Origin of the sequence: Brevundimonas huaxiensis, from assembly GCF_014218725.1 — a bacterium.
In the GTDB taxonomy this organism is placed as follows: domain Bacteria; phylum Pseudomonadota; class Alphaproteobacteria; order Caulobacterales; family Caulobacteraceae; genus Brevundimonas; species Brevundimonas huaxiensis.
This window is the reverse complement of sequence record NZ_JABBJE010000001.1, coordinates 702,807-727,040: the sequence shown is the minus strand read 5'-3', so window position 1 is coordinate 727,040 and position 24,234 is coordinate 702,807. Positions and strand designations below refer to the sequence as shown.

Here is a 24,234-nt window from a genome sequence, read left to right as displayed (position 1 = left end):
TTGGGGCGCCGGCGGAACCGTCTCGGTCCGCGCCGGCAGGATAGTGACGCCAGGGGCTCCCTCGGGCGTCAGTACCGCTCCTCCTGACCGCCGTCGCGGTCGCTTTGCAGGGCGCGGATCAGTTCCGCCTCGGCCATGTTCATGTGCTGCGGCGAGGCCAGCAAGGCGACCGTTTCGGCCTCGTCCTCGGCTTCCGTGCGCTCATCGACGCGTTGCAGCGTGGTGATGATGGTCTCGCGCAGTTCGTCCGGCACGACGGTGTCGTCGGCGATTTCGCGCAGAGCCACGACAGGGTTCTTGTCGTTGTCGCGGTCGATCGTCAGGGCGGCGCCGTTGGCGATGCTGCGGGCGCGGTGGCCAGCCATCAGCACCAGACCAAAGCGGTTCGGAACCTTCTCGATGCAGTCTTCGACGGTGACGCGGGCCATGAAATTCCTCGAACGCGGGGGAGAACCGCGTCAAATACAGATGAGGACGGCTTTTTGCAACGCCACAGGGGCGGAAGTTGGGCGTCAAGGCGCACTTCGCGGGACCGTGGCTTGCCGTTCTCTGAAGTTTCGGACGCCTTCAGGAACCTGGGAGCAGACCGTCCCGCCCTCGCCATACGTTCTGCAATAAACACTGGGGTCATCAGTATGGATGCTGCTCCATGGATCGAAGCGAGCAGGATTGGGCTTTATCAGCACTACGAAAATGCAGATCAGAACTGCTACTGCGGCGACTGCGATCGCCAATCCTAACGGCGCGGCCAATCGCGTCTGAATTAGCGCTAGCTCAATCCGCCGTCGGCTAGACCGCATGGGCGTCCGTCCCCACCTTGGCAGACACGACGAGCGCCGCAGCCCTTTGATGCGTCGTGGGATGCACCCAATCCGGCGCGATTTCGGCGAGGGGCCCCATGACAAACCGCCGCTCGGCCGCGCGGGGATGGGGCAGGATCAACCCCTGCAGATCACCGCTCAATCGTCCGTAGGCGATCAGGTCCAGATCGAGCGTCCGCGGCGCATTGCGAACCGACCGCTCGCGGCCGAACGCGTCCTCGATCCGGCCGAGCGCCGCCATCAGGGCATGGGGATCGTGTTCTGTGCGGACGATGACCACGCCATTCAGGAAGGCGGGATCGTGCGGATCGGGCCAAGCTTGAGAAGACCACCAAGACGAGCGTGCGACGACATCAATGCCTTCGCTGCGAAAACGCGCGATCGCCGCCTCCAGCGCTTCAGTGCAGGACGACCATGCCCCCTTGTCATTGCAGCCCAGGGCCACGATGACTGCATCATTCAGGTCGACCCCGTCATCGATTCCGACGGCGACCGCGCGATCCGATTTTTCATCTCTTTCGACGGCTTCGACCATGTTTCATCCCACCGACCGGCTGGCGATCTTCATCGACGGCTCGAACCTCTACTCCGCCGCCCGCGCCCTGCAGCACGACATGGACTTCCGGCGGATGCTGGACTGGTTCCGCGAGAGGTCCATCCTGACCCGCGCATACTACTATACGGCCGTGGTCGAGGGCGAAGAATTCTCGCCGGTGAAGCCGCTGGTGGACTGGCTCGACTACAACGGCTTTTCGGTCGTCACCAAGCCGGTGAAGCGGTTCACGGACACTAGCGGCCATAGCCGGATCAAGGGCAATATGGACATCGAGATCGCGGTGGACATGCTGGAGCTGGCTCCGCACATCGACCATGCGGTGCTGTTCTCCGGCGACGGCGACTTCCGGCGGGTGGTTCAGGTGGTCCAGGCCAGGGGCGTGCGGGTCACTGTCATCTCGACCCAGAAGACGCAGCCGCCTCATATCGCCGACGAACTGCGTCGTCAGGCCGACGCCTTCCTGGACCTGAACGATCTAATGACCGACTTCGGTCGCCCGAAGGCCGCCCAATGACCCTGACGCCCGAACCGCCCCGCGACTGCCCCCTATGCCCGCGCCTGGTCGCCTATCGTCAGGAGAATGCGCGCCAGAATCCAGACTGGTGGAACGGGCCGGCCGCCTCGTTCGGCGATCCGAACGCGCGTCTGCTGATCGCCGGTCTCGCGCCTGGCCGGACCGGCGCAAACCGGACGGGACGGCCCTTCACCGGCGATCACGCCGGCTGGTTGCTGTACGACACCCTGAAGAAGGCCGGCTTTGCGCAAGGCCATTACGATCGTAATGGCGACGATGACCTGACGCTGACGGACTGCATGATCACCAATGCGGTCCGGTGCGCGCCACCCGGCAACAAGCCTCTGCCGATCGAGGAGACGACCTGCCGTCCCTTCCTGATCGACAGGCTCAAGCTGCTGCCCAACCTGAAGGTGGTCGTGACCTTGGGCGACGTCTCGCGCCGCAACATCCTGAAAGCGTTCGGACGGCCTGCGTCAGCAATGCCGGCGGGTCACGGGGCGCAGGGCAAAGCCGGCGGCTACGTCATTCTGAACAGCTATCACTGCTCTCGACTGAACACGAACACCGGTCGCCTGACGCCGCAGATGTTCGAGGACATCTTCGCGCGCGCACGAACCCTGATCGAGGCCTGAGCCTCAGCCCTTGTCGCGCATCAGGCGGGCCTTGTCGCGCTGCCAGTCACGTTCGGCCGAGGCTTCGCGCTTGTCGTGCAGCTTCTTGCCCTTGGCCAACGCGATCTCCAGCTTCGCCTTGCCCGCATCGTTCAGATAGAGCTTCAGCGGAATGATTGTCTGGCCGTCGCGCTGGACCGCGCCCATCAACTTGTCGATCTGCTTTCTGTGCAGCAGCAGTTTACGCGGTCGGCGCGGCTCGTGGTTGAAGCGGTTCGCCTGTTTGTACGGCGGGATGTCGGCGTTGATCAGCACAATCTCGCGCCCTTCAACGGATGCATAGCTTTCGGCGATATTGGCCCGGCCGTCACGCAGCGCCTTGATCTCGGTGCCCAGCAGCTGGATCCCGGCCTCGATATTGTCTTCCAGGAAATAGTCGAACCGCGCGCGGCGATTTTCGGCGATGACCTTGGACTTCGATTGCGGCTTGGGCGCCATCAGATGACGCCCGCCGCCGCCATGGCGCCGTCAATCAAGGGTTTGACCGCATCGGAGGTCGGCGACAGCGGCAGACGCGCCTCCTCGTTGCATAAGCCAAGCTTGGCCAAGGCGTATTTCGTCGGCGCGGGCGAGTTGTCCAGGAACAGCGCCTTGCACAAACTAATCAGCCGGTCCTGCCAGTCGCGCGCCGTCGCGTAATCGCCGGCGGTCATCGCATTGTGCAAGGCGACCATGGCCTCTGGCGCGACATTGGACGCCACCGAGATCAGGCCGACGCCGCCATGGGCGTGGTAGCCGAGATAGCTGGGGTCGTCGCCCGAGATCAGGTCGAACTGGCCATCGATGTTCGCGCGCATCCAGCTGACGCGGCTCATGTCGCCCGTGGCGTCCTTGATGCCGACGATGTTCGGGTGGGCCGCCAGCCTCGCCACGGTCTCATTGGACAGATCGGACCCCGTCCGGCCCGGCACATTGTACAGCAGGATGGGCAGTTGCACGGCGTCAGCGACCGCCTCGAAATGCGCCGCCATGCCCGCCTGGGACGGACGAATATAATAGGGCGTCACGATCAGCGCCCCGTCCGCGCCCACCGTCTTGGCGTGGCGGGTCAAATCGATGGCTTCCTTGGTATAGGGAGATCCGGTGCCGGCGATGACAGCGACGCGCCCGGCCGTCAGACGCACGCACAGCTCGATGACGTGTTTGTGCTCATCCAGATCCATGCTGGCGCCCTCGCCCGTCGTGCCCATCGGGACGACGCCGTGGACCCCTGCGGCGATCTGACGCTCGAGCAGTTTGGCGAATGCGGCTTCGTCCACGTTTCCGTCACGAAGTGGTGTGATCAGGGCGGTGATCACGCCCTTGAACAAGGGGGCGTTCATGAGACTAAGCTGGCCTGCGTGGGGAGTGACGATGGACGAATGTTCATCGCCTTTGCAATGAGCGCGGGACGTTAGGTCGCCAGCGGCTCCGCCGCAACCGGGATTGAATGGGAACAGGACAGATCATGATCGCGACCAGTCTGGCGGCGGCCCTCGCCGTCCTTGCGCCGAATCCGCAGGACGCCCTGCCCACCCAGCCTGTGCCCTATGCCTCGGCGTCTTCGTCCGTGCCCGGCTATTCAGCGACCTATCAGGGTCGCGTGCTGAATGATCAGGACACGGCGCTGTTTCGTCAGGGGCTGGCGGCGGCCCGTGCGCGCGACGTGTTCGGCGCCCAATCCGCCATGTCGCAGATTAGGGACGCCTCGGCTCGGAAACTGGTCGAATGGGCGCTGATCGACACCTCGGGCGAGCAGCTATCCTACTCGGACCTCGCGCGCGGTCAGTCCGAACTGGCGGGATGGCCGCGCGGCGAATCAAGACGGGCCGCCGCCGAAAAGGTGCTGGACCGCTCCGGCATGGGCGCGGACGCGGCCCTGGCCCTGATGTCCGACGGCAAGCCGACGACGGTCGAGGGGACTATCGCCTACGCCTCCGCGCTGCAGCAGCGCGGCCGCCAGGATGAGGCGCGCGCCCTGGTCCGCGACTGGTGGCGCACCCGCTCGTTCGACGACGCACCGCAGTCGCGCATCCTCAGTCAATGGGGTTCCTGGCTGACGCCCGCCGATCACGAGGCGCGGCTGAACATGCTGCTGCTCGGTCCGCACGGACCGGCGACGCGCAGCATGATCAATCTGGTTTCGCCTGATCGCGCCGCCATCGCGAACACGGTGATGACCCTTCGTTCGGCTTACAGCCCCGACGCCGTCATCGCCAATCTGACGCCGGCCCAGGCGGCCGATCCGGCGGTCGTGTTGGAGCGTGTTCGCCTTCTGCGATCGCAAAATCGCCAATCGGAAGGCTTTGCGCTGCTGGCCAATCTGCCGCCGGCGCCGGGCCATACGACCGGCGACAACACTCTGTGGAGCGAGCGCCGCAACTACTTCCTCGACGCCCTGCAACAGGGCAACTGGCGCGCAGCCTATGACGCCATGAACGGCCACGGCTTCACTTCGGGCGACCGGATGGTGGACGCCGAATTCTTCGCCGGCTGGGTCGCCCTGACCAAGCTGAACCAGCCCGAGGTCGCCGCCCGCCATTTCGAAGCCCTGCGCACGGCCTCGTCCACGCCGATCACTCAGGGCCGCGCCTTCTACTGGCTAGGTCGCGCCGCCGAGGCCCGCGGCGAACGCGACGCCGCCCTCGCCTACTATCGCAACGGCGCCCAGCATTGGCAGACCTTCTACGGCCAACTGGCGGCCGAGAAGGCGGGCATGACCACGCTTCAGCTGCCGGGCGAGCCTGTGCCTTCACAGGCGGACATCGCCCGTTTCGAAGGCAATGAGATCGTACGAGCCACGCGCATCCTGGGCGAGACGGGCGAGACGAGCCTGCTGCGCGTCTTCGCCTATCAGCTCGACAACGATTTGCCGACCATCAACGATCTGGCCCTGCTGATGGACCTGTCGCGCGGCTATGGCGAGGGTTTCACCGCCATGATGGTGGGCCGCGCGGCCAGCCAGCGCGGCTTCGTCATGCCCGAGCGTATGTATCCCGTCCGCGTCCCGCCCCAGGTCGCTGGCGCTGCCCCGCTGGAGTTCACTCAAGCGATCACACGCCAGGAATCCAGCTTCGATCCCCGCGCCCGCTCCGGCGCCGATGCGCGCGGCATGATGCAGTTCCTGCCGTCCACCGCCTCTGGCGTCGCCCGGCGTCTGGGCATGAGCTATTCCGCCGAGCAGTTGTGGGATCCTGACTACAACATGACCTTGGGCAGCTATCACCTGGGCGAGCTGATGGCCGCGAACAACGGCTCAATGCTGCTGGCGACGGTCGGTTACAACGCCGGGCCGGCGCGCCCAAGCCAGTGGATCGCCCGTTGCGGCGACCCGCGCGGCGATGCGATCAAGACCATCGACTTCATCGAGTGCGCGCCCTTCACCGAGACGCGCAACTACATGATGCGGGTGATGGAAAACATGGCGGTCTACAAGGCCCGCCTGAACGGCGGCACGGCCCCGCTGACGCCCTCGGCCGACATCTCGCGCGGATCGGCGGCGGGCGCGCGGCCCTATATCGCCTATTGAGCCCGGCGGGCCGCCAGCAGCGGCCCGTGCGGCCCATCCATCCACGCGCCGTTCAGTCCGAAGACCTCGCGCAGGACGGCGGGCGACAGGGCCTGGATCGGAGCGGCGTCAGCGACCACCCGGCCCTGCTTCAGCACAATGATACGATCTGCCACGGTTGCAGCCAAGGTCAGGTCGTGAAGGCTGACCATCACCCCTGCCCCGTCGTCAGCGCGCGCTCTCAGGCGCTCCAGCACCAGACGCTGCGCATCTGGGTCCAGCCCCGCGATCGGCTCGTCGGCCAAAAGCAGCGGCGCATCGACGACAAGGGCTCGCGCCAGCAGAACCCGCGCACGCTCGCCGCCCGACATCTCCGCAACGCCGCGGTCCGCCAGGTGACCGGCGCCGACTTCGTCCAGAGCGGCTCGCGCGCGCGCCAGCGCATCCGCGCTTGACAGGAACGGCGCGCCGAGCGCCGCTATTTCTATCGCCGGCAGGTTCCAGGCGATGCGCCGTTCCTGCGGCAGATAGGCGACGCGTTCCGCCCGCTGGCGATGGGATAGATCGACGATGTCCGCGCCGCCCAACCTGATTTGTCCGCCGGTCGTCTCCAGCAGGCCCACAGCCGCGCGGATGGCGCTGCTCTTGCCCGCCCCGTTTGGTCCGCACAGGGCCACGACCTCGCCCGCCGCGACCGACAGGCTTACCCCATCCAGCACGACGGCCTTACCCAGCCGCGCCTGAACCGTCTCCAGCGACAGCAAGCTCACAGCCGCCACTCCCGCGCCGCCCGCCAGGCGATCAGGGCGAACAGGGGCGCGCCGATCAGGGCGGTGAACACGCCCAGCTTCAGTTCCTGATCCGTCGGCGTCAGTCGCGCCAACAGGTCCGCGACGATCAGCATCAGCCCGCCGGCCAGCGCCGAGGGCGCCAGGATTTGTTTTGCATCACCGCGCACCGCCGCGCGCACCAGATGCGGCGCGGTCAGGCCCACAAACCCGATCACGCCCGCCACCGCCACCGCCGCCCCTGTGGCCAAGGCCGCCGCGATCAGGGCGAAGGCCCTCAACCGCCCCATATTCAAGCCCGAGGCCGCCGCACCCTCGTCGCCCAGGGTCAGCATCCGCAGACCGGCGCCCGACAAGGCAGCAAAGACGCCCGAGACGATCACGGCCGGCGTCACCCAGGCCACATCGACCCAGCTTCGGTTCTGCACCGATCCCAGCAGCCAGGACATAACCTCGGCCGAGGCGATCGGCGACGGCGACAGGTTGAAGATCAAGGCCGTCGCCGCGCCAGCGAAACTGGAGAGGGCCACGCCGAACAGGATCAGGGCCTCAGGCGCCCGCATGGCCCTGGACGCCGCGATCAGCAGTCCGCCCGCCAGCGCCGCGCCCGCCAAGGCTGACACCTCGACCAGTCCCGGCACGGCCGCAGCGCCAAGGACGATGGCCAGCGCCGCGCCCAGGGCCGCGGTGGCCGACACGCCCAGCACGCCGGGATCGGCCAGCGGATTGCGCAACAGCCCCTGCATCACTGCTCCCGCCAAACCCAGGGCGGCGCCGACGACCAGGGCGCAGACCGCGCGCGGCGCCCGCACCTGCCACAGCACCTCGGCCGGACCGGATATCGGATCGCTGAAGGCCGCCGCATACTGATCGACGTTGAACGCCGTCTCACCGGCCAGCACCGCCAGGGCCAGCGCCGCGACGATCAATCCGATCAGAACCAGGCACAGCCGAACCGTTCTGTTCACGGCCGCCCCTTGGCCATCATCTCAACCGCGTCGGCTGCGAACCAGGCCGGGCAGGTCAAGGTCGCGGCGGGCAGGCGCGCCGCCGTTCGACCCTCGGCCGCTCGCGCGACAACCGGATGCCGCCCCGGTCCGCGCAGGTCGGCGCGCAGCTGATCGAAGAAGCCGAGCACAAATCGCACCGGAGGATTCATCGCGATCCGCTCGACGCTGAGAGCGCCAAAACCGGGCGCGGCTGTGAGATTGCGAAATCCGGCCGCCCGCATCATTGCATCGATCAGCGTGCCTGGCCCCGCGGTGAAGCCCCCCGATGTCAGATACACGGCCCCCGGCGCCTCAGCCGTGCGCTTCACCGGCGCCGCCTTCGTCAGCTTGGCGTCCATCCGTTGCTCTAACGCCTGCCCGCGCTGAATTTGATCCAGATCGCGCGCGACGGTTTGGATGTTCCGGCGCACGCCCTCTAGGTTGACCGCGTCATCGATCGTGGCCACCTTGACCCCGCGCTGCGCCAGCGCTGCCAGCAGGCGCGGTTCGCCGCCCCAATAGCGCACCACGACGTCAGGCTGAAAACCCACGGCGGCCTCAAGCGTCGGACGCAAACGCTTGTGACCGACCGCCTGCTGACGCAGCCAGGCGTCAGGATCGTCGGCGCGCGGCGATAGTGCGATGTCCGCATCCGGCGCTAGAGCCAGTACATATTGGTCGGCGCACTGGTCCAGCGCCATGATCCGCAAGGGCCTGGCCTGAGCCGTGCTGCTGAACGCCAGAGCCGCCAAGGCGACGCAGATACGCCTCATCGTTCGATCAGACCGGCGAACAGGGCGTCCAAGGTCGTGCGAACCAGCGCCTGCCGATCGGACCAAGGAAAATAGGGCTTGGTGATCATCAGAGACACGATCCCATGCGCCGCAGCCCAGATCGCCTGGGCGATCGTTGCGGGATCGCCCTTCATGCGTCCGGCCGTCACGGCATCCCCGACGGTCGCTTCCAATGTGGTGAACAGGCTGGAGCCCAACTCGCGCGCCGCGTCCTGGGCGCCCTCTCGCGCCTCGACCGGCCGGGTCAGATAGATCAGGCGATAGGCGTTGGGATGAGCGAAACCGAAGTCGATATACCCCTCGATCATCCGCCGCAGGCGCTGATCTGGCGGTGCGGCCTCATCGGCGACGACGGCGTTTGACGCGATCAAACGGGCGAAGGCGTCACGGCAGATTTCCTGCAGGATCGCGCCCTTGTCCGGGAAATGCATATAGAGCGCCGTCGACGACAACCCGACCTCGTCCGCGATCTTGCGAATCGTCGCGCCTTCATAGCCGTGCTCGACGAAGATGCGCTCGGCCGCCGCCAGGATTTCGCCTCGCCGCGAATGGCCTTCGCCCTTGGGCTTTCGGGTCGTGCGCGAGGCGTTCGAGGGTTGAGACAAGCCGCTGCTCCGGGTGAGGCGCCCTGAATAGCGACAATCCGTCCCGGACGCCAATCGACTTGCCGAACGCGGTTGTTTCAAATAGCGATTATGGGTTGTGGCGCTTTGGGGGCGGATGCGGTGAAGGATTGGGCGCATCCAGGGATCAGACCCCGCCGAAACGGCGCCTCACGACGCACGCCGAGCGGTTTTCAGGTCACGATTTTGATCCTGCTCACCCTGACTTCCGTCGTGGCGCTGATCCGCTGGCCGGAAACCGCTTTCGACGTCGCCTTGGTGTTGTTCCAAGCCGCCTTCGTCGTGTGCGCGTTGTGGAAGGCCGTCATCGGCATCGCCAGCCTGCGCCGCCCCGCGCCCGTCCCGCGTCCGATCGAATGGCCGCGCTACACCATTCTGGCGGCGCTTTACGATGAGGCGGCGGTGACGCCGCAACTGATCGCCAACCTCAGCCGGATCGACTATCCGGCGCACAGGCTGGAGGCCTTCATCGTGCTGGAGGCGCATGACGAGGCCACCCTGGTGGTAGCCCAGGCGACGCCAAAACCGCCGTGGCTGAAGATACTGATCGCGCCGCCGGGCAGCCCCCAGACCAAGCCGCGTGCCTTGAACTATGCCTTGGGTCATGCGCGGGGCGATCTGGTCACCATCTATGACGCAGAGGATCGACCGCATCCGCAACAACTCCGTCAGGCGGCGGCGCGCTTCGTCGCACAACCGCGATTGGGTTGTCTCCAGGCGCCGCTGCGTATTCGAGCATCTGCAAAGCCTGGCTCCTGGTTCCTGGATCGGCAGTTCGCTTTCGAATATGCGGCGCTGTTCGAAGTGACCCTGCCGGGTATGGCGCGATTGGGCCTGCCTTTTCCGCTTGGCGGCACCAGCAATCACATCCGCATGACGGCGCTGCGAGGCGCCGGCGGCTGGGACGCGCACAATGTCACCGAGGACGCGGACCTGGGCTTTCGCCTGTGGTCGCTCGGCTGGAAGCTCGGCGTCATCGACAGTCCGACGTGGGAGACGCCGCCGGGTGCGATGGACCGATGGCTGCCCCAGCGCACCCGTTGGCTGAAGGGTTATATGCAGACCTGGGGCGTGCACACGCGGCGTCCGAACGCCCTGGGACGGCGCGGAAGCTTGTCGCTGATCATGACCTTGGGCGCGGCGATCGTGTCGGCGGCCGCCCATGCCCCGACGCTGGCCTGGCTGGCGCTAGCCATCGCCGTCTGGGCGCTTTCCGGCGTCCTGCCGCCCCTGCCCGGAGGCTCACTGGGCGTGCTGGCGCTGGGCGTCATCGTCGCCTGGATGAGCTGTGCGGCCGGGGCGCGACGCGCCGGGCTCGATTACCGGCTGGGCGATGTGCTGGCTGCGCCAGCCTATTGGGCGTTGCTCAGCCTGGCCTTCGTCCATGCGGCCTGGCGGCTCGCGGTCGAACCGCACGTCTGGGACAAGACCCCGCACGATCGCGACGATCAGATGCCGGAATTGACCGTCGTGGCGCTGGACGCTGGACGCGAGGCGGCCTGAGCGCCTATCAGCCCGACGATGGCGCCCGTCCTTTCTAAAACTCCCGAAACCCTCGTGACCTCCGGCTGGTCCGACTATGCCCTGCTGGACAGCGGCGACGGCAAGAAGCTGGAACGCTATGGCCGCTACACCGTCGTCCGGCCCGAGCCGCAGTGTTTCTGGTCGCCCCGCGATCCGAAAGCCTTCGAAAACGCCACGGCGACCTTTGATCCGCAGCAGGAGGAAGAAGACAGCGGTCGCTGGCGGTTCGACAAGTACGGCCCCATCGACGCCTTCCCTTTGAAATGGCGCGACGTGAAGTTCACCGGCCGTTTCACCCCCTTCCGCCACCTCGCCTTCTTCCCTGAACAGGCGGCCAACTGGGAATGGCTGGACGGGCGCGTGCGGGACTTTACAGGTTCGGCCGGCCGTGCGCCGAAGATCCTGAACCTGTTCGGCTATACCGGCGTCGCCAGTCTGGCCGCGGCCGCCGCGGGTGCAGAGGTCACCCACGTCGACGCCTCCAAAAAGTCGGTCGCCTACGCCCGCGAGAACGCCGAACAGTCGGGCCTGGCCCAGCATCCAATCCGTTGGATTGTCGAGGACGCCCGCAAATATGTCGCGCGCGAAGTTCGTCGCGGCTCGAAATATGATGGCGTCATTCTGGATCCGCCCAAATACGGGCGCGGCCCCACGGGGGAAGTCTGGCGCCTGTTTGAGGACATGCCGGGCCTGCTGAAGGATTGCGCCGCGCTATTGTCAGACGATGCCGACTTCCTGCTGCTGAACGCCTATGCGGCCCGTGTGTCAGGACTGTCCCTGGCGCATCTGATGGTGGAGGCGACCCAGGATCGCGGCGGCTGGATCGACTGGGGCGAACTGGCCCTGTCCGAAGACGGCCCGGACGCCCGCGCCATCGGCCTGTCCTTCTTCGCGCGGTGGAGCCGATGAGCGAACGCGTCATCACCTCCCTGACCAACGACACGGTCAAGGGCGTCCGCGCCCTGCATATGCGCAAGGAACGCGACCTGACCGGCACCTTCCTGGCTGAGGGTTTGAAGTTCATCGGCGAGGCGCTTGACCAGGGGCGCGCGCCCCGGATGCTGCTGGTCGGCGAGGACGCCCGGCCTCATCCGTTGCTGGACCGCGCCAAGGCGGCCACACTTAAAGCCGGCGGCGATATCATCGTCGTCACCCACGCCATCCTCGAAAAGATCAGCCGCCGCGACAATCCGCAGACGGTCTTGGGCGTGTTCGAACAGGCCTATGCGCCTCTCGACAGCCTGAACCCCGCCTCGGCGCCCTGCTGGGTGGCGCTGGAGCAGGTGCGCGATCCCGGCAACCTGGGCACCATCATCCGCACGGCCGACGCGGCCGGTTGCGGCGGCGTCATCCTGATCGGCGACTGCGTCGATCCCTATTCGGTCGAGGCCGTGCGCGCGACGATGGGCTCGGTCTTCGCCGTCTCGATCACCAAGACGACGCCCGAAGCCTTCCTGACCTGGCGCAAGACCTGGCCCGGCAGCGTCGTCGGCACACGACTGGACGCCAAGGTCAGTCACCGCTCGGCCGTCATGCAACGGCCGTCGCTGATCCTGATGGGCAATGAACAGGCTGGCCTGACAGACGCCCTGGCCGCCGCCTGCGACGTCAACGTCAAGATCCCGATGCGCGGCCGAGCCGACAGCCTGAACCTGGCCATCGCCACCGGCATTATGGTCTATGCCGCGACGGACGAAGCCTAGCGCTGTTCCTCCGGCGCCACCCGCCCCATGCCCCACAGGGCGGCGATGGTGATCAGGGCCGAAATCGTTAGATAACCGCCGACGGCCGCCGGCCCGAACCGCTCGGCCAGCTTCAGCGCGACAAAGGGCGCCAGCGACGCCCCCAGTATGCCCGCCAGATTGAAGGCCATCGACGCACCGGTATAGCGCACCGCTGTCGGGAACGGCCGCGCCATGGCCGCGCCGATGGGCCCATAGGTGCAGCCCATCAGGGCGAACCCCAGCGCAAAGAAGATCAGCAGGCCGCTGAGACCGCCCCCGAACAGCGGTGCGAACAGAAAGCCGAACAGGCCGATCCCGACCGAAGAGGCGATCAGCACCCTGACCTGCCCGTATCGATCCGCCAGCAAGGCCGTCACCGGGATGAAGGCGGCGAAGAACAGCACGCCGATCAGCTGGATGGGCAGGACATCGGCCCGCGCCAGCCCCATTCCCGTCGTCGCCCAGCCCAGGGCGAAGACAGTCATCAGATAGAACAGGGTGAAGGTCGTCACGCCGCTGAAGGTGCCCAGAACCAGCGCCGCCTTGTGATGGGCGAACAAGGTGATGGCCGGCGCCTTGACGCGCTCGTCGCGGTCCACCGCCTTCTGAAACTCGGGCGTCTCGGTGATCTTCAGCCGCACCCACAGGCCGACGAACACCAGCACGGCGCTGGCCAGAAACGGAATGCGCCAGCCCCAGCCCTCGAACGCGGTCTCGCTCATCGTCGACGTCAGGACGATGAAGGATGTGGTGGACAGGATGAAGCCGATGGGCGCGCCCAGTTGGGGGAACATGCCGAACCAGGCCTTCTTTCCGGGCGGCGCATTCTCGGTCGCCAGCAACACCGCCCCTCCCCACTCGCCGCCCAGACCCAGCCCCTGACCAAACCGGCACAGGGCCAGCAGCAGGGGCGCCAGCAGGCCGACCTGCTGGTGCGTCGGCAACAGACCGATGGCCACCGTGGACAGGCCCATCGTCATCAACGCCGCGACCAGCGTCGCCTTGCGTCCCACCCGGTCCCCAAAATGTCCGAAGGCCAGGGCGCCGATGGGCCGCGCGAAGAAGGCGATGGAGAAGGTGGCGAACGAGGACAGCAACGCCGTCCCCGGATCCTCGCCAGGGAAGAACAGCGTCGGGAACACCAGCACGGCCGCCGTGGCGTAGATGTAGAAGTCGAAGAACTCGATCGTCGTGCCGATCAGGCTGGCGAACAGCACACGGCCGGTGGAGTTCTTCGGCAGGACATCGGACATCTTCTTCTCCCGGTTGTCCCAGCGATGCCCGTTTCCTTCCCGCCGCGTCAAGGCGATCAAGTCCCGCGCGGTTTGACCCGGTTCGTCGCCTGCGCCTCGGCCGGGTTTTCCGGCCACGGATGACGGGGATAGCGGCCGCGCATCTCCGCACGCACCGCCGCCCATGAGCCGGACCAGAAGCGCGGCAGGTCCTTGGTGACCTGCACCGGCCGTCGCGCCGGCGACAACAGCGCCAGGGTCAACGGCACGCCGCCGACAGTCGGATGCGTCGTGACGCCGAACAGTTCCTGCACGCGAATATCCACGCGCGGTCCGCCCTCGGCGGCATAATCAATGGCCGCCGAGCCCAACGGCGTGATCAGACGCGGGGGCGCCAGTTCGTCCAGCCGCCGCTGTAGGTCCCAAGGGATCAGTCCACGCAGAGCCTCGGCCAGACGACCGTCAGCTAGCCCTTCCAGCGACTTGGCCCCGTCCAGCAAAGGCCACAGCCAGTCCTCACGCGCGGCCAGCAGAGAATTGTCCGACACATCAGGCCAAGCTGGGTCGTGCGCGTGCAGGAAGGCCAGACGGGCGCGCAGTCCCGACGCCTGCTCGCCCCATTTCAAGGCGCCCAGCCCATCCGCCTCGATCTCGGCCCGAAGGGCGGCGCTCAGGATCTTCGCATCCGGCGCGCCGACGATCTTTTCGTCCAGCACGATGGCCCCGATGCGTCGCGAGCGTCGGATCACCGACCGCCCCGACGGTTCGCGCACGAGCCGGTCTTCCGTTGAGATCAGGCGCGCCAGATCGCTGTCGATCCGGTCCGCCTCCAGCGCCGCCGCCAGTCGCACCCGGTCGCGCGTGTCGCCGCCGCCGAGTTCGGCGATCGCCACCCAGAGCTGACGCGCCAGATGGTCGGTCGCCTCCAGCACAGCCCCTCTTCCGCTGGCGAGAAGGTATTCACCCGCCTTGCCCCGCGCCCTTGCGATCCGCTCGGGAAAGGCCTCGGCCAGCAGCAGTCCCGGATCGATCGTCCGACCCGATCCGCCGCCCGCCGCGCGCGCCCAGCGCTCCGCCAGCTTGATCGAATCGCGCGCTCTCTGAGTCCGATCGCGCTCCAGCCCGATCAGGCGATCCGCCAGATCGATGCTCGATCCGCCCAGACCCGGCTCGCTCAAGACCGCCGCGATCCGTGCGCCCGTCATCGCGTCGCCGGCGTCGGACGCCACGGCGACCATATGGGCCAGCCGAGGCGACAGCGGGATCTTCGTCAGCCTCAGCCCGTGTTTCGACAGTCCGCCATCGGCATCCAGCGCCCCTAACCGCGTCAGCACCTTGCGCGCCTCGGCCATCGCCCCGGCCGGCGGCGGGTCGAGCAGGGCCAGCCCCTCGACCGAGCGTGCGCCCCAACGCGCCAGGTCCAGGGCCAGTCCGGTCAGGTCCGCCTCCTGGATTTCCGGCCGCTGATGCGGGACCAGCCCGCGCGTCTGTTCCTCATCCCACAAGCGGTAGCAGACGCCCGGCTCGGCGCGCCCGGCCCGGCCGCGTCTTTGTTCGGCGGAAGATCGGCTGACCTTGACCGTCGCCAACCGGGTCAGGCCGCTGGAGGGTTCGAACCGCGGCACGCGCGACAGTCCGCCGTCGATCACCACCCGCACGCCTTCGATGGTGAGACTGGTTTCTGCAACCGAGGTCGCCAGCACCAGTTTGCGCCGCCCCGGCGCCGCCGGTTCGATGGCCCGGTCCTGTTCGGCCCGGTCCAGTCCGCCGTACAGGGGCACGACATCGACGTTCGGCAGCCGCAGTCGCTCATTCACCAGTCTGGCCACCCGATGGATTTCGCCCTGCCCTGGCAAGAAGACCAGCACCGACCCCGTCTCCTCGCCCAAGGCGGTCAGACAGGCCCGCGCCACAGTCTCTTCAAACCGTTCGGATGGGTTGCGGCCCAGATACCGGGTTTCGACCGGCCAGGTCCGTCCTTCGGCCTCGATCACCGGCGCGCCGTCGAGCAGGCGCGAGACCCCGACCACATCCAGCGTCGCCGACATGACCAGCAGCCGCAGATCCTCACGCAGCAGCCCTTGCGTATCTCTCGCCAAAGCCAGCCCGAGATCGGCGTCCAGGCTGCGTTCGTGGAACTCGTCGAACAGGACCGCGCCAACGCCCTCCAGCCCCGGGTCGTCCAGGATCATGCGCGTGAAGACGCCCTCGGTGATTACCTCGATCCGTGTGGTCGGACCGATCCGGCTTTGCAGCCGGGTACGATAGCCCACCGTCCCCCCCGGCTGTTCGCCCAGGGTCGCAGCCATCCGGTCGGCCGCCGCCCGTGCGGCCAGGCGTCGCGGTTCCAGCACCAGCACCTTGCCCTTCAGCCAGGGCTGATCCAGCAGGGCCAGCGGCACAACCGTCGTCTTGCCCGCCCCCGGCGGCGCCGCCAGCACGGCTGTATTGCCCGCGCTCAGCGCGACTTTCAGCGGTTCCAGAACGGCGTGGATGGGCAGCATGCGTCGCCTCTAGCCTGCCGATGGGCGATCACGAAAGCGTCGTCGCGCCTTAACCACCCCGTCATGCGCGTTGCGCGCCGCCTCATCCGTCGCTAGCGTCCGCCCCAAGCAGCCGAGGGGCTGCATTAAAACGTGGGGGTATTTTATGTGGCGCGTTAAGTCGCTCGACGCGATCCTTGCCACGGCCGAGAAGAAGTCGCTTCACCGGTCGCTTGGTCCTATTCAACTGACGCTTCTGGGGATCGGGGCCATCATCGGCACCGGGATCTTCGTCCTGACTGCTTCGGCCGCCCAAAAGGCCGGACCGGGCATGATGATCAGCTTCGTCATCGCCGGCGCGGTCTGCGCGGTCGCGGCGCTCTGCTACTCCGAACTGGCGTCGATGGCGCCGGTTTCGGGCTCGGCCTACACCTACACCTACGCCGTGATGGGCGAACTGCTGGCTTGGACGGTCGGCTGGGCGCTGATCCTGGAATACGCCGTGGCGGCCTCGGCCGTGTCGGTCGGTTGGTCGGGCTATGTGCTCGGGCTGATAGAACAGGGGCTCGGATTCGACTTCCCTGATCTTCTATCCGCCGGGCCGACCTGGTCGATGAACGGCTTCATCCCCACGCCTGACTTCTCGGCCGGGATCGTCAACATCCCCGCCATCGTCGTGGCCCTGCTGGTGACGGCTCTGCTGATGGTCGGCACCACGGAATCGGCTCGCGTCAACGCGATCCTGGTCGCGATCAAGGTCATCGCCCTGACGGTCTTCATCGTCATCACCCTGCCCGTCATCAAGTCGGCGAACCTGTCGCCGTTCGCTCCAAATGGCCTGTTCGGCCAATATTCGGGCATGGGCATCGTCGGCGCCGCAGCCTCGATCTTCTTCGCCTATGTCGGCTTTGACGCCGTTTCGACGGCGGCCGAGGAAACCAAGAATCCGCAGCGCAACGTGCCCATCGGCCTCATTGGTTCGCTGGCCATCTGCACGATCTTCTATCTGCTGGTTGCGCTCGGCGCCGCCGGCGCTATCGGCGCTCAGCCGGTTCTGGGCGCCGCCGGTGAAGCGGTACAGCCGGGCTCGCCCGCCTTCGTGGCCGCCTGCGCCCTGCCCGCCAACGCAGAAATGCTGGTCTGCTCTAACGAGGCCCTGGCCCACGTTCTGCGCGTCGTCGGTCACCCCCAGATCGGCAACGCCCTGGGCACCGCCGCCCTCCTGGCCCTGCCCTCGGTCATCCTGATGATGATCTTTGGTCAGACCCGCATCTTCTTCGTGATGGCGCGCGACGGCCTGCTGCCCGAAGGCCTGACCAAGATCCACCCCAAGTGGAAGACGCCCTATATCGTGACCGCCGCCACCGGCATCGCGGTCGCCATCGCCGGCGCCCTGTTCCCGGTCGGTCAGCTGGCCGACATCTCGAACTCGGGAACCCTGTTCGCCTTCTTCATGGTGTCGATCGCGGTGCTGGTGCTGCGGGTCAAGGATCCGAACCGTCGCCGTCCGTTCCGCACGCCGCTGATCTGGGTGTTCGCGCCCCTGTCGGCGTTCGGCTGCGCCTTCCTGTTCTGGAACCTGCCGCACGACGCCAAGATGGTGTTGCCGATCTGGGGCGGGATCGGCCTGCTGATCTACTTCGCCTACGGCTACCGCAAGAGCCACCTGGGTCGCGGTGTGGTCGAGGTTCACGAAACGGATGGTGACGTTCCGCCGCCGCCCGTGCCGCCGATCCGCTAAGACCAAACCGGGCCTGTCGCACCAATCGCGGCAGGCCCAGCTATCGGCCTCAAATAACCCGCAAGGGCGATAGGCCAAGAATAGAGAAAGGCCCCGGAGCGATCCGGGGCCTTTTTTGTCTTGGTGCGGATGAGAGGACTCGAACCTCCACGCCTCTCGGCGCTGGAACCTAAATCCAGTGCGTCTACCAGTTCCGCCACATCCGCATCGGGTAGGCGGTCGCGTCTAGAGGGTGACGCCGCTCAGGGCAAGGCCTCAGCGACGTCCCGCGACCAGTTCGTTGCGTATGGAGCGTCCCAAGGGATCGCGGGCGCGCCAGCTGTCGCCGACATCCGCTTCGACCATCCGGCTGCAGAAGCGTGGCAGGATCTGGCGCGGGCTGAAGCCGGACAGACAGATCTTGTCGCCCTCGGCCGACCAGCGGGCCGCCACACGTCGCCCGTCCGAAAACTGTGAGGTGTAGCGCCCATCCGGCTCGAAATAGTGCCGGACCCACTGGCCGTTCGGATAATGGGACACGATCGTATTGCCGAACGCCTTGGACATATCGGCTGAGGCGGGCGAGGCCGCCAGCACCCCGACGATCGCCAAACCGCAGATCACCGAAACCTGCTTCACACGCCCCTCCTGCGCCATCCGTCATCGACTATCGACGATACATAAGACGGCGCAAGCGCTGCGGTTCCTCAGCCGTTGCCGCGACGACCCGATTCGAACAGGAACCAGACTCGCTTCTCACTTTCGTCGATCCAGTTCTCCAGCAGGCTGGCGGTCGCGACGTCGTTATGCTCGTCGCACAAGTCATGCACCTCGCGCATCCGGCCGATCAGTTCACCGTTGTCGTCACGAAGCTCCGCCAGCATATCGAGCGGGTCGACATAGTCTGCGTCGTTGTCGGCGATGCGTGATTCCTTGGCGATCTGACCGATGGAGCGCAGGGTGGTCCCGCCGATCTTGCGCGCCCGCTCGGCCATCGGATCGGTCATGGCTAGGATTTCCGCCGACTGCTCGTCCAGCATCAGATGGTAGTCCCGGAAATGCGGACCCGAGACGTGCCAGTGGAAATTCTTTGTCTTGATGTAGAGAGCGAACGTATCGGCCAGCAGGCCGGTCAGAGCGGCGGAAATGCTCTGGGTCGCCTCCTCCGACAGGCTCGTCGGCGTCTTCAGGGGCGCCAGGCGCTTTTCTTTGGCGGTGACCATCATCGTTCTCCTCAGCAGCAGTCTGCGGTCAAGCTAGGTAGCCGAGCGTCCCGACGGAAGCCCTGGCGCAGATGATAATGCTGAAGCTGTGAAGTGGTTCGGCGGTGCCGACCTTTCTCGGCGGATGGCTGGGGAACTAGGACTCGAACCTAGAATGACGGTACCAAAAACCGTAGTGTTACCATTACACCATTCCCCAGCAGGACCGGCGTTTCCGAAGCACTCTGTGCGGCGGAGGCGGTCAGATACGCCAAGCCGTTTTGGGATGCAACACCCTCTTTCAGGACTATTTTCGCTTACCGTGAAGATGGGTCGAAATGGGCGCTTGCGGCCTATCGAACCCATGGCTATAAGCCGCGTCCTCACTTCGGGGCGACGCCGCCAGGCCAGCCCCCACGGTCGGAGTGTGGCTCAGCCTGGTAGAGCACTGCGTTCGGGACGCAGGGGTCGGAGGTTCGAATCCTCTCACTCCGACCATCTTCTCCTCAGAAAAATCGACGATGCGACAGCGGGTGTTCGCCCGCTGCCAGAGCCGCGTCAGTCGTCGTTCGCCGCGCTCTCCATCGCCTTGCGCGCCACCGCATTCAGATGCGCTCCAACCGACTCGATGGTTCTTGAGCCCAGCGCCTTTCGGCGCGCGGTCAGGTCGGGCGAGCCCGCGTCATAATCGGCCATCAGCCGCCGCACGAACGTCCCGTCTTGAACCTCCGCCAACACCTGATCCATCGCTTGGCGAGAATCGGCTCCGATGACGCGCGGTCCGGTCAGATAGGCCCCGTATTCCGCCGTGTTCGAAATCTTGGCGAAGGCGCCCGCAATGCCGCGTTCGTACATCAGGTCGGTCACCAGCTTGGTCTCGTAGAAACATTCGAACCAAGCCACCTCGGGCGGATAGCCGGCCTGGACCAGCTCCGTGAAAGCCGCGTCGATCAGTTCGGCGATGCCGCCGCACAGAACCACCTGTTCGCCAAACAGGTCGCTCTCGCATTCGTCGCGCATCGTGGTTTCCAGAATACCCTTACGTCCGCAGCCCAGCGCCGCCGCATAGGAGAGGCCCAGGGCATGCGCGCCGCCCGTCGCGTCCTGCTGCACGCCAAACAGGCAGAAGACCCCCTCCCCGGCTTCATACAGGTCGCGGATGCGCGGCCCGATCCCCTTGGGCGAGGCCAGGATGACGTCCAGATCCGCGCGCGGTTCGACCAGGCCGAATCGCACCGACAGGCCGTGGGCGAAGACCAGGGCCGCGCCCGGCCGCACGTTCGGCTCCAGTTCGTCGCGCCACAGATCGCGGTGCGCCTCGTCTGACGTCATGACGGCGACCACGTCCGCGCCCGACGCAGCCTGCCCGGCCGTCATCACATCAAACCCGTCGGCGCGCGCCAGGTCGCGTGTTCTGGAGTCGGCCTTCAGACCCACCACGATGTCGGTCACGCCCGAATCGCGCAGATTCAGCGCATGGGTGCGGCCCTGGCTGCCGTAACCGATCATGGCCACGCGCTTGCCGCGAATGATCGAAAGGTCGCAGTCGCGGTCATGGAAGACGGGAAGCGGATTGAGTAGGGTCTGGGTCATGGCCGTCTTCATAACTCCTTCCTCCGTCGTCGCCTTCTGGAAAGAGGCTGGGCCCGAAAAGTGGTTCGCCAAGGACGAGGCGTTCGACGCCGATTTCCGGGATCGCGGTCGCGCGGTCCACTGGGCCGCCGCGCGCCGCGAACTGGACGGTTGGATGGACACGGCCGAGGGCGCCCTGGCGCTGCTGATCCTGCTGGACCAGTATCCCCGAAACAGTTTTCGCGGCACGGCGCATCAGTTCGCCACCGACCCGCTCGCCCTGATGTTCGCAAACCAAGCCGTGGCCCGCGATCTGCATCTGGCTGTCGAGCCGGCGCTGAAGAACTTCCTGCTGCTGCCCTTCGAACATTCCGAACGGATCGAGGATCAGAACCGCTACATGGCCTTGGTCGCCGGCGATGAAGAGCTGGAGAAATGGGGCAAGCTGCACCGCGACATCATCGTTCGCTTCGGCCGCTTCCCGCACCGCAACGCCGCGCTGGGCCGCCAGACGACGCCTGAAGAAAAGGCCTTCCTCGATGAAGGCGGTTTCGGCGGCTGATTCGATCCACAACGATCCGATGGTGAGCGGCGACGGCTCATTGGCGAACGACTGATTCGGGTTGAAGCTGATGCCATGAACGCTCAGGTCGCCATCGCTGAACTTCAGGCTCGCATCGCCGCGGCGCCTGCCGATCATCCCGAGCGGCAGTATCTGAACCTGCTACGCGACATCCTCGACAATGGGGTTCGCCGCGACGACCGCACCGGCACCGGCACCCTGGGCGTCTTCGGTCGCCAGATGCGGTTCGATCTGTCCAAGGGCTTTCCAGTCCTGACGACCAAGAAGCTGCATCTACGATCGATCATCGTCGAACTGCTGTGGTTCCTGCGTGGCGAGACCAACATCGCCTATCTGAAGGACAATGGCGTTCGCATCTGGGACGAATGGGCCGACGCCGAGGGCGAGTTGGGTCCGGTCTATGGCAAGCAATGGCGGTCCTGGACTGCGCCGGATGGCCGCGTCATCGACCAGATCGAGAACCTGGTTCATGGGCTGAAAACCAATCCCAACAGCCGCCGCCACATCGTCACCGCCTGGAACCCGGCCGATGTCGACGACATGGCCCTGCCGCCCTGCCACTGCCTGTTCCAGTTCTTCGTCGCTGACGGAAAGCTGAGCTGCCAGCTGTATCAGCGCAGCGCCGACGTCTTCCTAGGCGTGCCCTTCAACATCGCCTCCTACGCCCTGCTGACGATGATGTTGGCCCAGGTCGTGGGTCTGGAGCCGGGCGACTTCGTCCACACCTTCGGCGACGCCCACCTGTATCTGAACCATCTCGAACAGGCCGAACTTCAGCTGACTCGCGAGCCCCTGCCCCTGCCCGTCATGCAGATCGCGCCCAAGACCGACCTATTCGCCTTCGACCTCTCGGATTTCACCCTCGAAGGCTACGAGGCCTGGCCGCACATCAAGGCCGCCGTCGCCGTTTAAGGTCATTCACGATGATCCGCGCTTTCTCTCTTGGTCTCATTCTGCTCGCAGCACCGGCAGCGTCGGCCATCGCTCAGCCGATCTCATCCGCCGTTGAAGCCGCCGAGATCACACCGGTACAAATCAGGGTGCCGGCGCCGGACGGTCGGGCCATACCGATCAGCATCTGGACCGCTCCGATCGAACGCGGCGTGGTGGTGTTCAGCCACGGCTATAACGGTTCGCCGACGGCCTATGCTCGCATTCTGTCGGCCTGGGCGGCGCATGGTTTCACGGTAATCGCACCGCTTCACGTCGATTCCCTGCGTCATCCGGAACATGAGAAATACGACAATCGCGCCGCCTTCTCGACCAGGCTGATCGACCTGGGCGTCGCACGCGGCATCGCCGCCCATGCGCATTCGGGCAAACCGCTGATCGTGGCGGGGCATTCGTTTGGCTCTCTGATGTCCGTGATCGAGGGCGGCGCCGTTACGGCTGCCGGGCCAGCAGGCGACCCGGCGGTGAAAGGCGTGATCGCCTTTTCCTCGGCCGGCTCGATCCCCGGCCTCGTCACCTCCGACAGCTACCGCACGCTTGACCGTCCGCTGTTGGTGATCACCGGCGATCAAGATCTGGTGCCTGGCTTCGTCAGCGATTGGCGCGATCATCGCGCGCCGTTCGACAACAGCCCGGCCGGCGACAAAACTCTCATGATCTTCGCGGGCGCTGACCACCAGCTGCCGGGGACGGCGCAAGGCGAGCAGTTTGATCAGGTCATCCGAGCGACTGAGGATTTCCTCGACGCCTATACGCTGAACGACGCCGACGCCCGGTCGCGCCTTCAGGCCTTCGCGGCGGACGGCGTCAGCGTCGAGCGTCGCTGAACAGATGGATTTGCGCCATCTGACCGCGTCGGTGCTTCGCATCTCCGACATCTATGCCGCCGAACACGATATCGAACGCGACCGCGACTGGGCCTTGCTCAAGCTTCAGGAAGAGCTTGGCGAACTGACCGCCGAGCATCTGCGTCTGACCGGCCGAGCACGAGGCGCGCCCGACAGCCAGGCGCTGGGTGACGAAGCGGCGGATGTGCTGGGGATGCTGCTGATCTACTGCGCGCGGGCGGACATAGATCTTGAGCAAGCCATGCAGCGCAAATGGCTGAAGTGGCTGGAGCCGAAAGCATGACCGTTCCTCTGATCGCATTGGTCGTCGCGCGTGGACGTAACGGCGTCATTGGCCGCGACGGCGACCTGCCCTGGCGGCTCCGCAGCGACTTGCAGAGGTTCAAGGCCATCACCGTGGGCAAGCCCTGCCTTATGGGTCGCAAGACCTGGGAGAGCCTGCCGTTGAAGCCTCTGCCGGGTCGGTTGAACATCGTACTGACGCGTGACGAGTCCTACGAAGCCGACGGCATGGCCAAAGGCGCGCTGGTCTGCGCCACTCTGGACGAGGCCATCGAGATCGGACGCGAAACCGCCGAGGACGATGGCGTCGAGGAGATCTGCATCATCGGCGGCACAGCCCTGTTTGAGGTCGCCCTGCCCCGCGCCAAACGCCTCTACATCACGGAAGTGGACGCCTCGCCCGAAGGCGACACTGTCTTTCCGTCATTCGACGAAACCGCCTGGGTCGAGGTATCGTCGGAATCGCACGCGGCGGGCGAGAAGGACGACCACGCCTTCACCTTTCGCGTGCTGGAACGCCGCTAGGAGAAACAGATGTACGTCACCACGACCAACGACCTGCCCGGCTTTCGCGTCACGCGCCACATCGGCCTGGTGCGCGGCGTCACGGTCCGCTCTCGCAACGCCATATCCGACGCCATCGGCGGGGTTCAGTCCATGCTGGGCGGCCGCGTCGGCGCCTATGTGAAGCTGGCTGAGGCCGGGCGTCAGGAAGCCTATGACGAACTTGTCAAACACGCCCAGGCCCACGGCGCCAACGCCATCCTGGCCGTCCGCTATGATGCGACGGAGATCATGCCGGGCGTGACCGAGGTGTTGTGCTACGGCACGGGCGTGATCGTCGAGCCGGCGTAACCGGCTCGACGT

26 protein-coding genes and 3 tRNA genes are annotated in these 24,234 nt (G+C 66.1%); 14 read left to right on the top strand and 15 right to left on the bottom strand.

The window, feature by feature from the left end:
* Positions 1-68: 68 nt before the first annotated feature.
* Together rpoZ and folK are read right to left on the bottom strand one after the other, a co-directional pair.
* Positions 69-428, bottom strand: a complete 360-nt coding sequence (rpoZ, locus tag HF680_RS03700) for a DNA-directed RNA polymerase subunit omega (protein ID WP_017504892.1) — start codon at positions 426-428, stop codon at positions 69-71.
* 361 nt (positions 429-789) lie between these two features.
* Complete coding sequence (gene folK / locus HF680_RS03695; RefSeq protein ID WP_045810820.1) at positions 790-1,356, bottom strand: 2-amino-4-hydroxy-6-hydroxymethyldihydropteridine diphosphokinase; 567 nt, start codon at positions 1,354-1,356, stop codon at positions 790-792.
* On the opposite strand from folK, the gene HF680_RS03690 reads away from it, so the two are divergent.
* Entirely contained in the window at positions 1,355-1,891 is a 537-nt protein-coding gene (locus HF680_RS03690) for a LabA-like NYN domain-containing protein (RefSeq protein ID WP_185224091.1), read from the top strand. The two genes, folK and HF680_RS03690, sit on opposite strands and share 2 nt — an antisense overlap.
* On the top strand, positions 1,888-2,526 hold the full coding sequence (locus tag HF680_RS03685; protein ID WP_045810818.1) for a uracil-DNA glycosylase: 639 nt from the start codon (positions 1,888-1,890) through the stop codon (positions 2,524-2,526). Before HF680_RS03690 ends, HF680_RS03685 begins: the two co-directional genes overlap by 4 nt.
* A 3-nt stretch (positions 2,527-2,529) precedes the next feature.
* Here the strand turns inward: HF680_RS03685 and smpB are convergent, their stop codons facing one another.
* On the bottom strand, positions 2,530-3,003 hold the full coding sequence (gene smpB / locus HF680_RS03680) for an SsrA-binding protein SmpB (RefSeq protein WP_045810817.1): 474 nt from the start codon (positions 3,001-3,003) through the stop codon (positions 2,530-2,532).
* A complete protein-coding gene (gene dapA / locus HF680_RS03675) occupies positions 3,003-3,887 on the bottom strand; it encodes a 4-hydroxy-tetrahydrodipicolinate synthase (protein WP_045810816.1) in 885 nt (294 codons plus the stop codon). The genes smpB and dapA overlap by 1 nt, the downstream gene beginning before the upstream one ends.
* A gap of 125 nt (positions 3,888-4,012) precedes the next feature.
* Here dapA and HF680_RS03670 point away from each other — a divergent pair, with 125 nt between their 5' ends.
* Positions 4,013-6,073: a lytic transglycosylase domain-containing protein gene (locus HF680_RS03670; protein WP_185224090.1), complete on the top strand. Its 2,061-nt coding sequence runs from the start codon at positions 4,013-4,015 to the stop codon at positions 6,071-6,073.
* Here the strand turns inward: HF680_RS03670 and HF680_RS03665 are convergent.
* The 4 genes from HF680_RS03665 to HF680_RS03650 are packed head-to-tail and all read right to left on the bottom strand — an operon-like array spanning position 6,067 to position 9,228.
* Positions 6,067-6,822, bottom strand: coding sequence for an ABC transporter ATP-binding protein (locus HF680_RS03665; RefSeq protein ID WP_317133983.1), 756 nt, complete (start codon positions 6,820-6,822; stop codon positions 6,067-6,069). The two genes, HF680_RS03670 and HF680_RS03665, sit on opposite strands and share 7 nt — an antisense overlap.
* Positions 6,819-7,808, bottom strand: coding sequence for a FecCD family ABC transporter permease (locus HF680_RS03660; RefSeq protein WP_185224089.1), 990 nt, complete (start codon positions 7,806-7,808; stop codon positions 6,819-6,821). The genes HF680_RS03665 and HF680_RS03660 overlap by 4 nt, the downstream gene beginning before the upstream one ends.
* Positions 7,805-8,602, bottom strand: a complete 798-nt coding sequence (locus tag HF680_RS03655) for an ABC transporter substrate-binding protein (protein WP_185224088.1) — start codon at positions 8,600-8,602, stop codon at positions 7,805-7,807. The genes HF680_RS03660 and HF680_RS03655 overlap by 4 nt, the downstream gene beginning before the upstream one ends.
* Positions 8,599-9,228, bottom strand: a complete 630-nt coding sequence (locus tag HF680_RS03650) for a TetR/AcrR family transcriptional regulator (protein ID WP_185224087.1) — start codon at positions 9,226-9,228, stop codon at positions 8,599-8,601. The genes HF680_RS03655 and HF680_RS03650 overlap by 4 nt, the downstream gene beginning before the upstream one ends.
* A 204-nt stretch (positions 9,229-9,432) precedes the next feature.
* On the opposite strand from HF680_RS03650, the gene HF680_RS03645 reads away from it, so the two are divergent.
* The 3 genes from HF680_RS03645 to HF680_RS03635 are packed head-to-tail and all read left to right on the top strand — an operon-like array spanning position 9,433 to position 12,473.
* A complete protein-coding gene (locus tag HF680_RS03645) occupies positions 9,433-10,749 on the top strand; it encodes a glycosyltransferase family 2 protein (RefSeq protein WP_185224086.1) in 1,317 nt (438 codons plus the stop codon).
* Between the two features lie 18 nt (positions 10,750-10,767).
* Positions 10,768-11,679, top strand: coding sequence for a class I SAM-dependent methyltransferase (locus tag HF680_RS03640; protein WP_185224085.1), 912 nt, complete (start codon positions 10,768-10,770; stop codon positions 11,677-11,679).
* The gene (locus HF680_RS03635; protein ID WP_045810810.1) at positions 11,676-12,473 is read left to right on the top strand and encodes a TrmH family RNA methyltransferase; all 798 of its coding nucleotides are present in this window, start codon (positions 11,676-11,678) and stop codon (positions 12,471-12,473) included. Before HF680_RS03640 ends, HF680_RS03635 begins: the two co-directional genes overlap by 4 nt.
* On the opposite strand, the gene HF680_RS03630 is transcribed toward HF680_RS03635, so the two are convergent.
* A complete protein-coding gene (locus HF680_RS03630) occupies positions 12,470-13,747 on the bottom strand; it encodes an MFS transporter (protein WP_185224084.1) in 1,278 nt (425 codons plus the stop codon). The two genes, HF680_RS03635 and HF680_RS03630, sit on opposite strands and share 4 nt — an antisense overlap.
* Before the next feature lie 56 nt (positions 13,748-13,803).
* Positions 13,804-16,230: an ATP-dependent helicase HrpB gene (gene hrpB / locus HF680_RS03625; RefSeq protein ID WP_185224083.1), complete on the bottom strand. Its 2,427-nt coding sequence runs from the start codon at positions 16,228-16,230 to the stop codon at positions 13,804-13,806.
* Between the two features lie 145 nt (positions 16,231-16,375).
* Between hrpB and HF680_RS03620 the strand changes: the two genes are divergently transcribed.
* Entirely contained in the window at positions 16,376-17,950 is a 1,575-nt protein-coding gene (locus HF680_RS03620) for an amino acid permease (protein ID WP_185224082.1), read from the top strand.
* A 121-nt stretch (positions 17,951-18,071) separates the two neighbouring features.
* Here HF680_RS03620 and HF680_RS03615 read toward each other — a convergent pair.
* From HF680_RS03615 to HF680_RS03600, 4 genes are all read right to left on the bottom strand, one after another.
* Positions 18,072-18,156 (bottom strand) — tRNA-Leu (locus HF680_RS03615).
* Positions 18,157-18,205: 49 nt separating this feature from the next.
* Positions 18,206-18,568 carry a hypothetical protein gene (locus tag HF680_RS03610; RefSeq protein ID WP_231576620.1) on the bottom strand — a complete coding sequence of 121 codons (363 nt, stop codon included), beginning with the start codon at positions 18,566-18,568 and terminating at the stop codon, positions 18,206-18,208.
* 68 nt (positions 18,569-18,636) lie between these two features.
* Positions 18,637-19,152 (bottom strand): Dps family protein, encoded by a 516-nt coding sequence (locus tag HF680_RS03605; protein WP_045810805.1) that lies wholly within the window; start codon positions 19,150-19,152, stop codon positions 18,637-18,639.
* 125 nt (positions 19,153-19,277) lie between these two features.
* Positions 19,278-19,351 (bottom strand) — tRNA-Gln (locus HF680_RS03600).
* A gap of 201 nt (positions 19,352-19,552) precedes the next feature.
* On the opposite strand from HF680_RS03600, the gene HF680_RS03595 reads away from it, so the two are divergent.
* Positions 19,553-19,629 (top strand) — tRNA-Pro (locus tag HF680_RS03595).
* Between the two features lie 60 nt (positions 19,630-19,689).
* Here the strand turns inward: HF680_RS03595 and ilvC are convergent.
* Complete coding sequence (ilvC, locus tag HF680_RS03590) at positions 19,690-20,724, bottom strand: ketol-acid reductoisomerase (protein ID WP_185224081.1); 1,035 nt, start codon at positions 20,722-20,724, stop codon at positions 19,690-19,692.
* Here ilvC and HF680_RS03585 point away from each other — a divergent pair.
* From HF680_RS03585 to HF680_RS03560, 6 genes are all read left to right on the top strand, one after another.
* Positions 20,723-21,265, top strand: coding sequence for a DUF924 family protein (locus tag HF680_RS03585; RefSeq protein ID WP_185224080.1), 543 nt, complete (start codon positions 20,723-20,725; stop codon positions 21,263-21,265). The two genes, ilvC and HF680_RS03585, sit on opposite strands and share 2 nt — an antisense overlap.
* Positions 21,266-21,340: 75 nt before the next feature.
* Positions 21,341-22,198, top strand: coding sequence for a thymidylate synthase (locus HF680_RS03580; RefSeq protein ID WP_185224079.1), 858 nt, complete (start codon positions 21,341-21,343; stop codon positions 22,196-22,198).
* Between the two features lie 11 nt (positions 22,199-22,209).
* Positions 22,210-23,064, top strand: coding sequence for an alpha/beta hydrolase family protein (locus HF680_RS03575; RefSeq protein WP_045810802.1), 855 nt, complete (start codon positions 22,210-22,212; stop codon positions 23,062-23,064).
* Between the two features lie 4 nt (positions 23,065-23,068).
* The gene (locus tag HF680_RS03570; protein WP_045810801.1) at positions 23,069-23,368 is read left to right on the top strand and encodes a nucleoside triphosphate pyrophosphohydrolase family protein; all 300 of its coding nucleotides are present in this window, start codon (positions 23,069-23,071) and stop codon (positions 23,366-23,368) included.
* Positions 23,365-23,892 carry a dihydrofolate reductase gene (locus tag HF680_RS03565; protein WP_045810800.1) on the top strand — a complete coding sequence of 176 codons (528 nt, stop codon included), beginning with the start codon at positions 23,365-23,367 and terminating at the stop codon, positions 23,890-23,892. Before HF680_RS03570 ends, HF680_RS03565 begins: the two co-directional genes overlap by 4 nt.
* Positions 23,893-23,901: 9 nt before the next feature.
* A complete protein-coding gene (locus tag HF680_RS03560; protein ID WP_039243695.1) occupies positions 23,902-24,222 on the top strand; it encodes a YbjQ family protein in 321 nt (106 codons plus the stop codon).
* Positions 24,223-24,234: the final 12 nt, after the last annotated feature.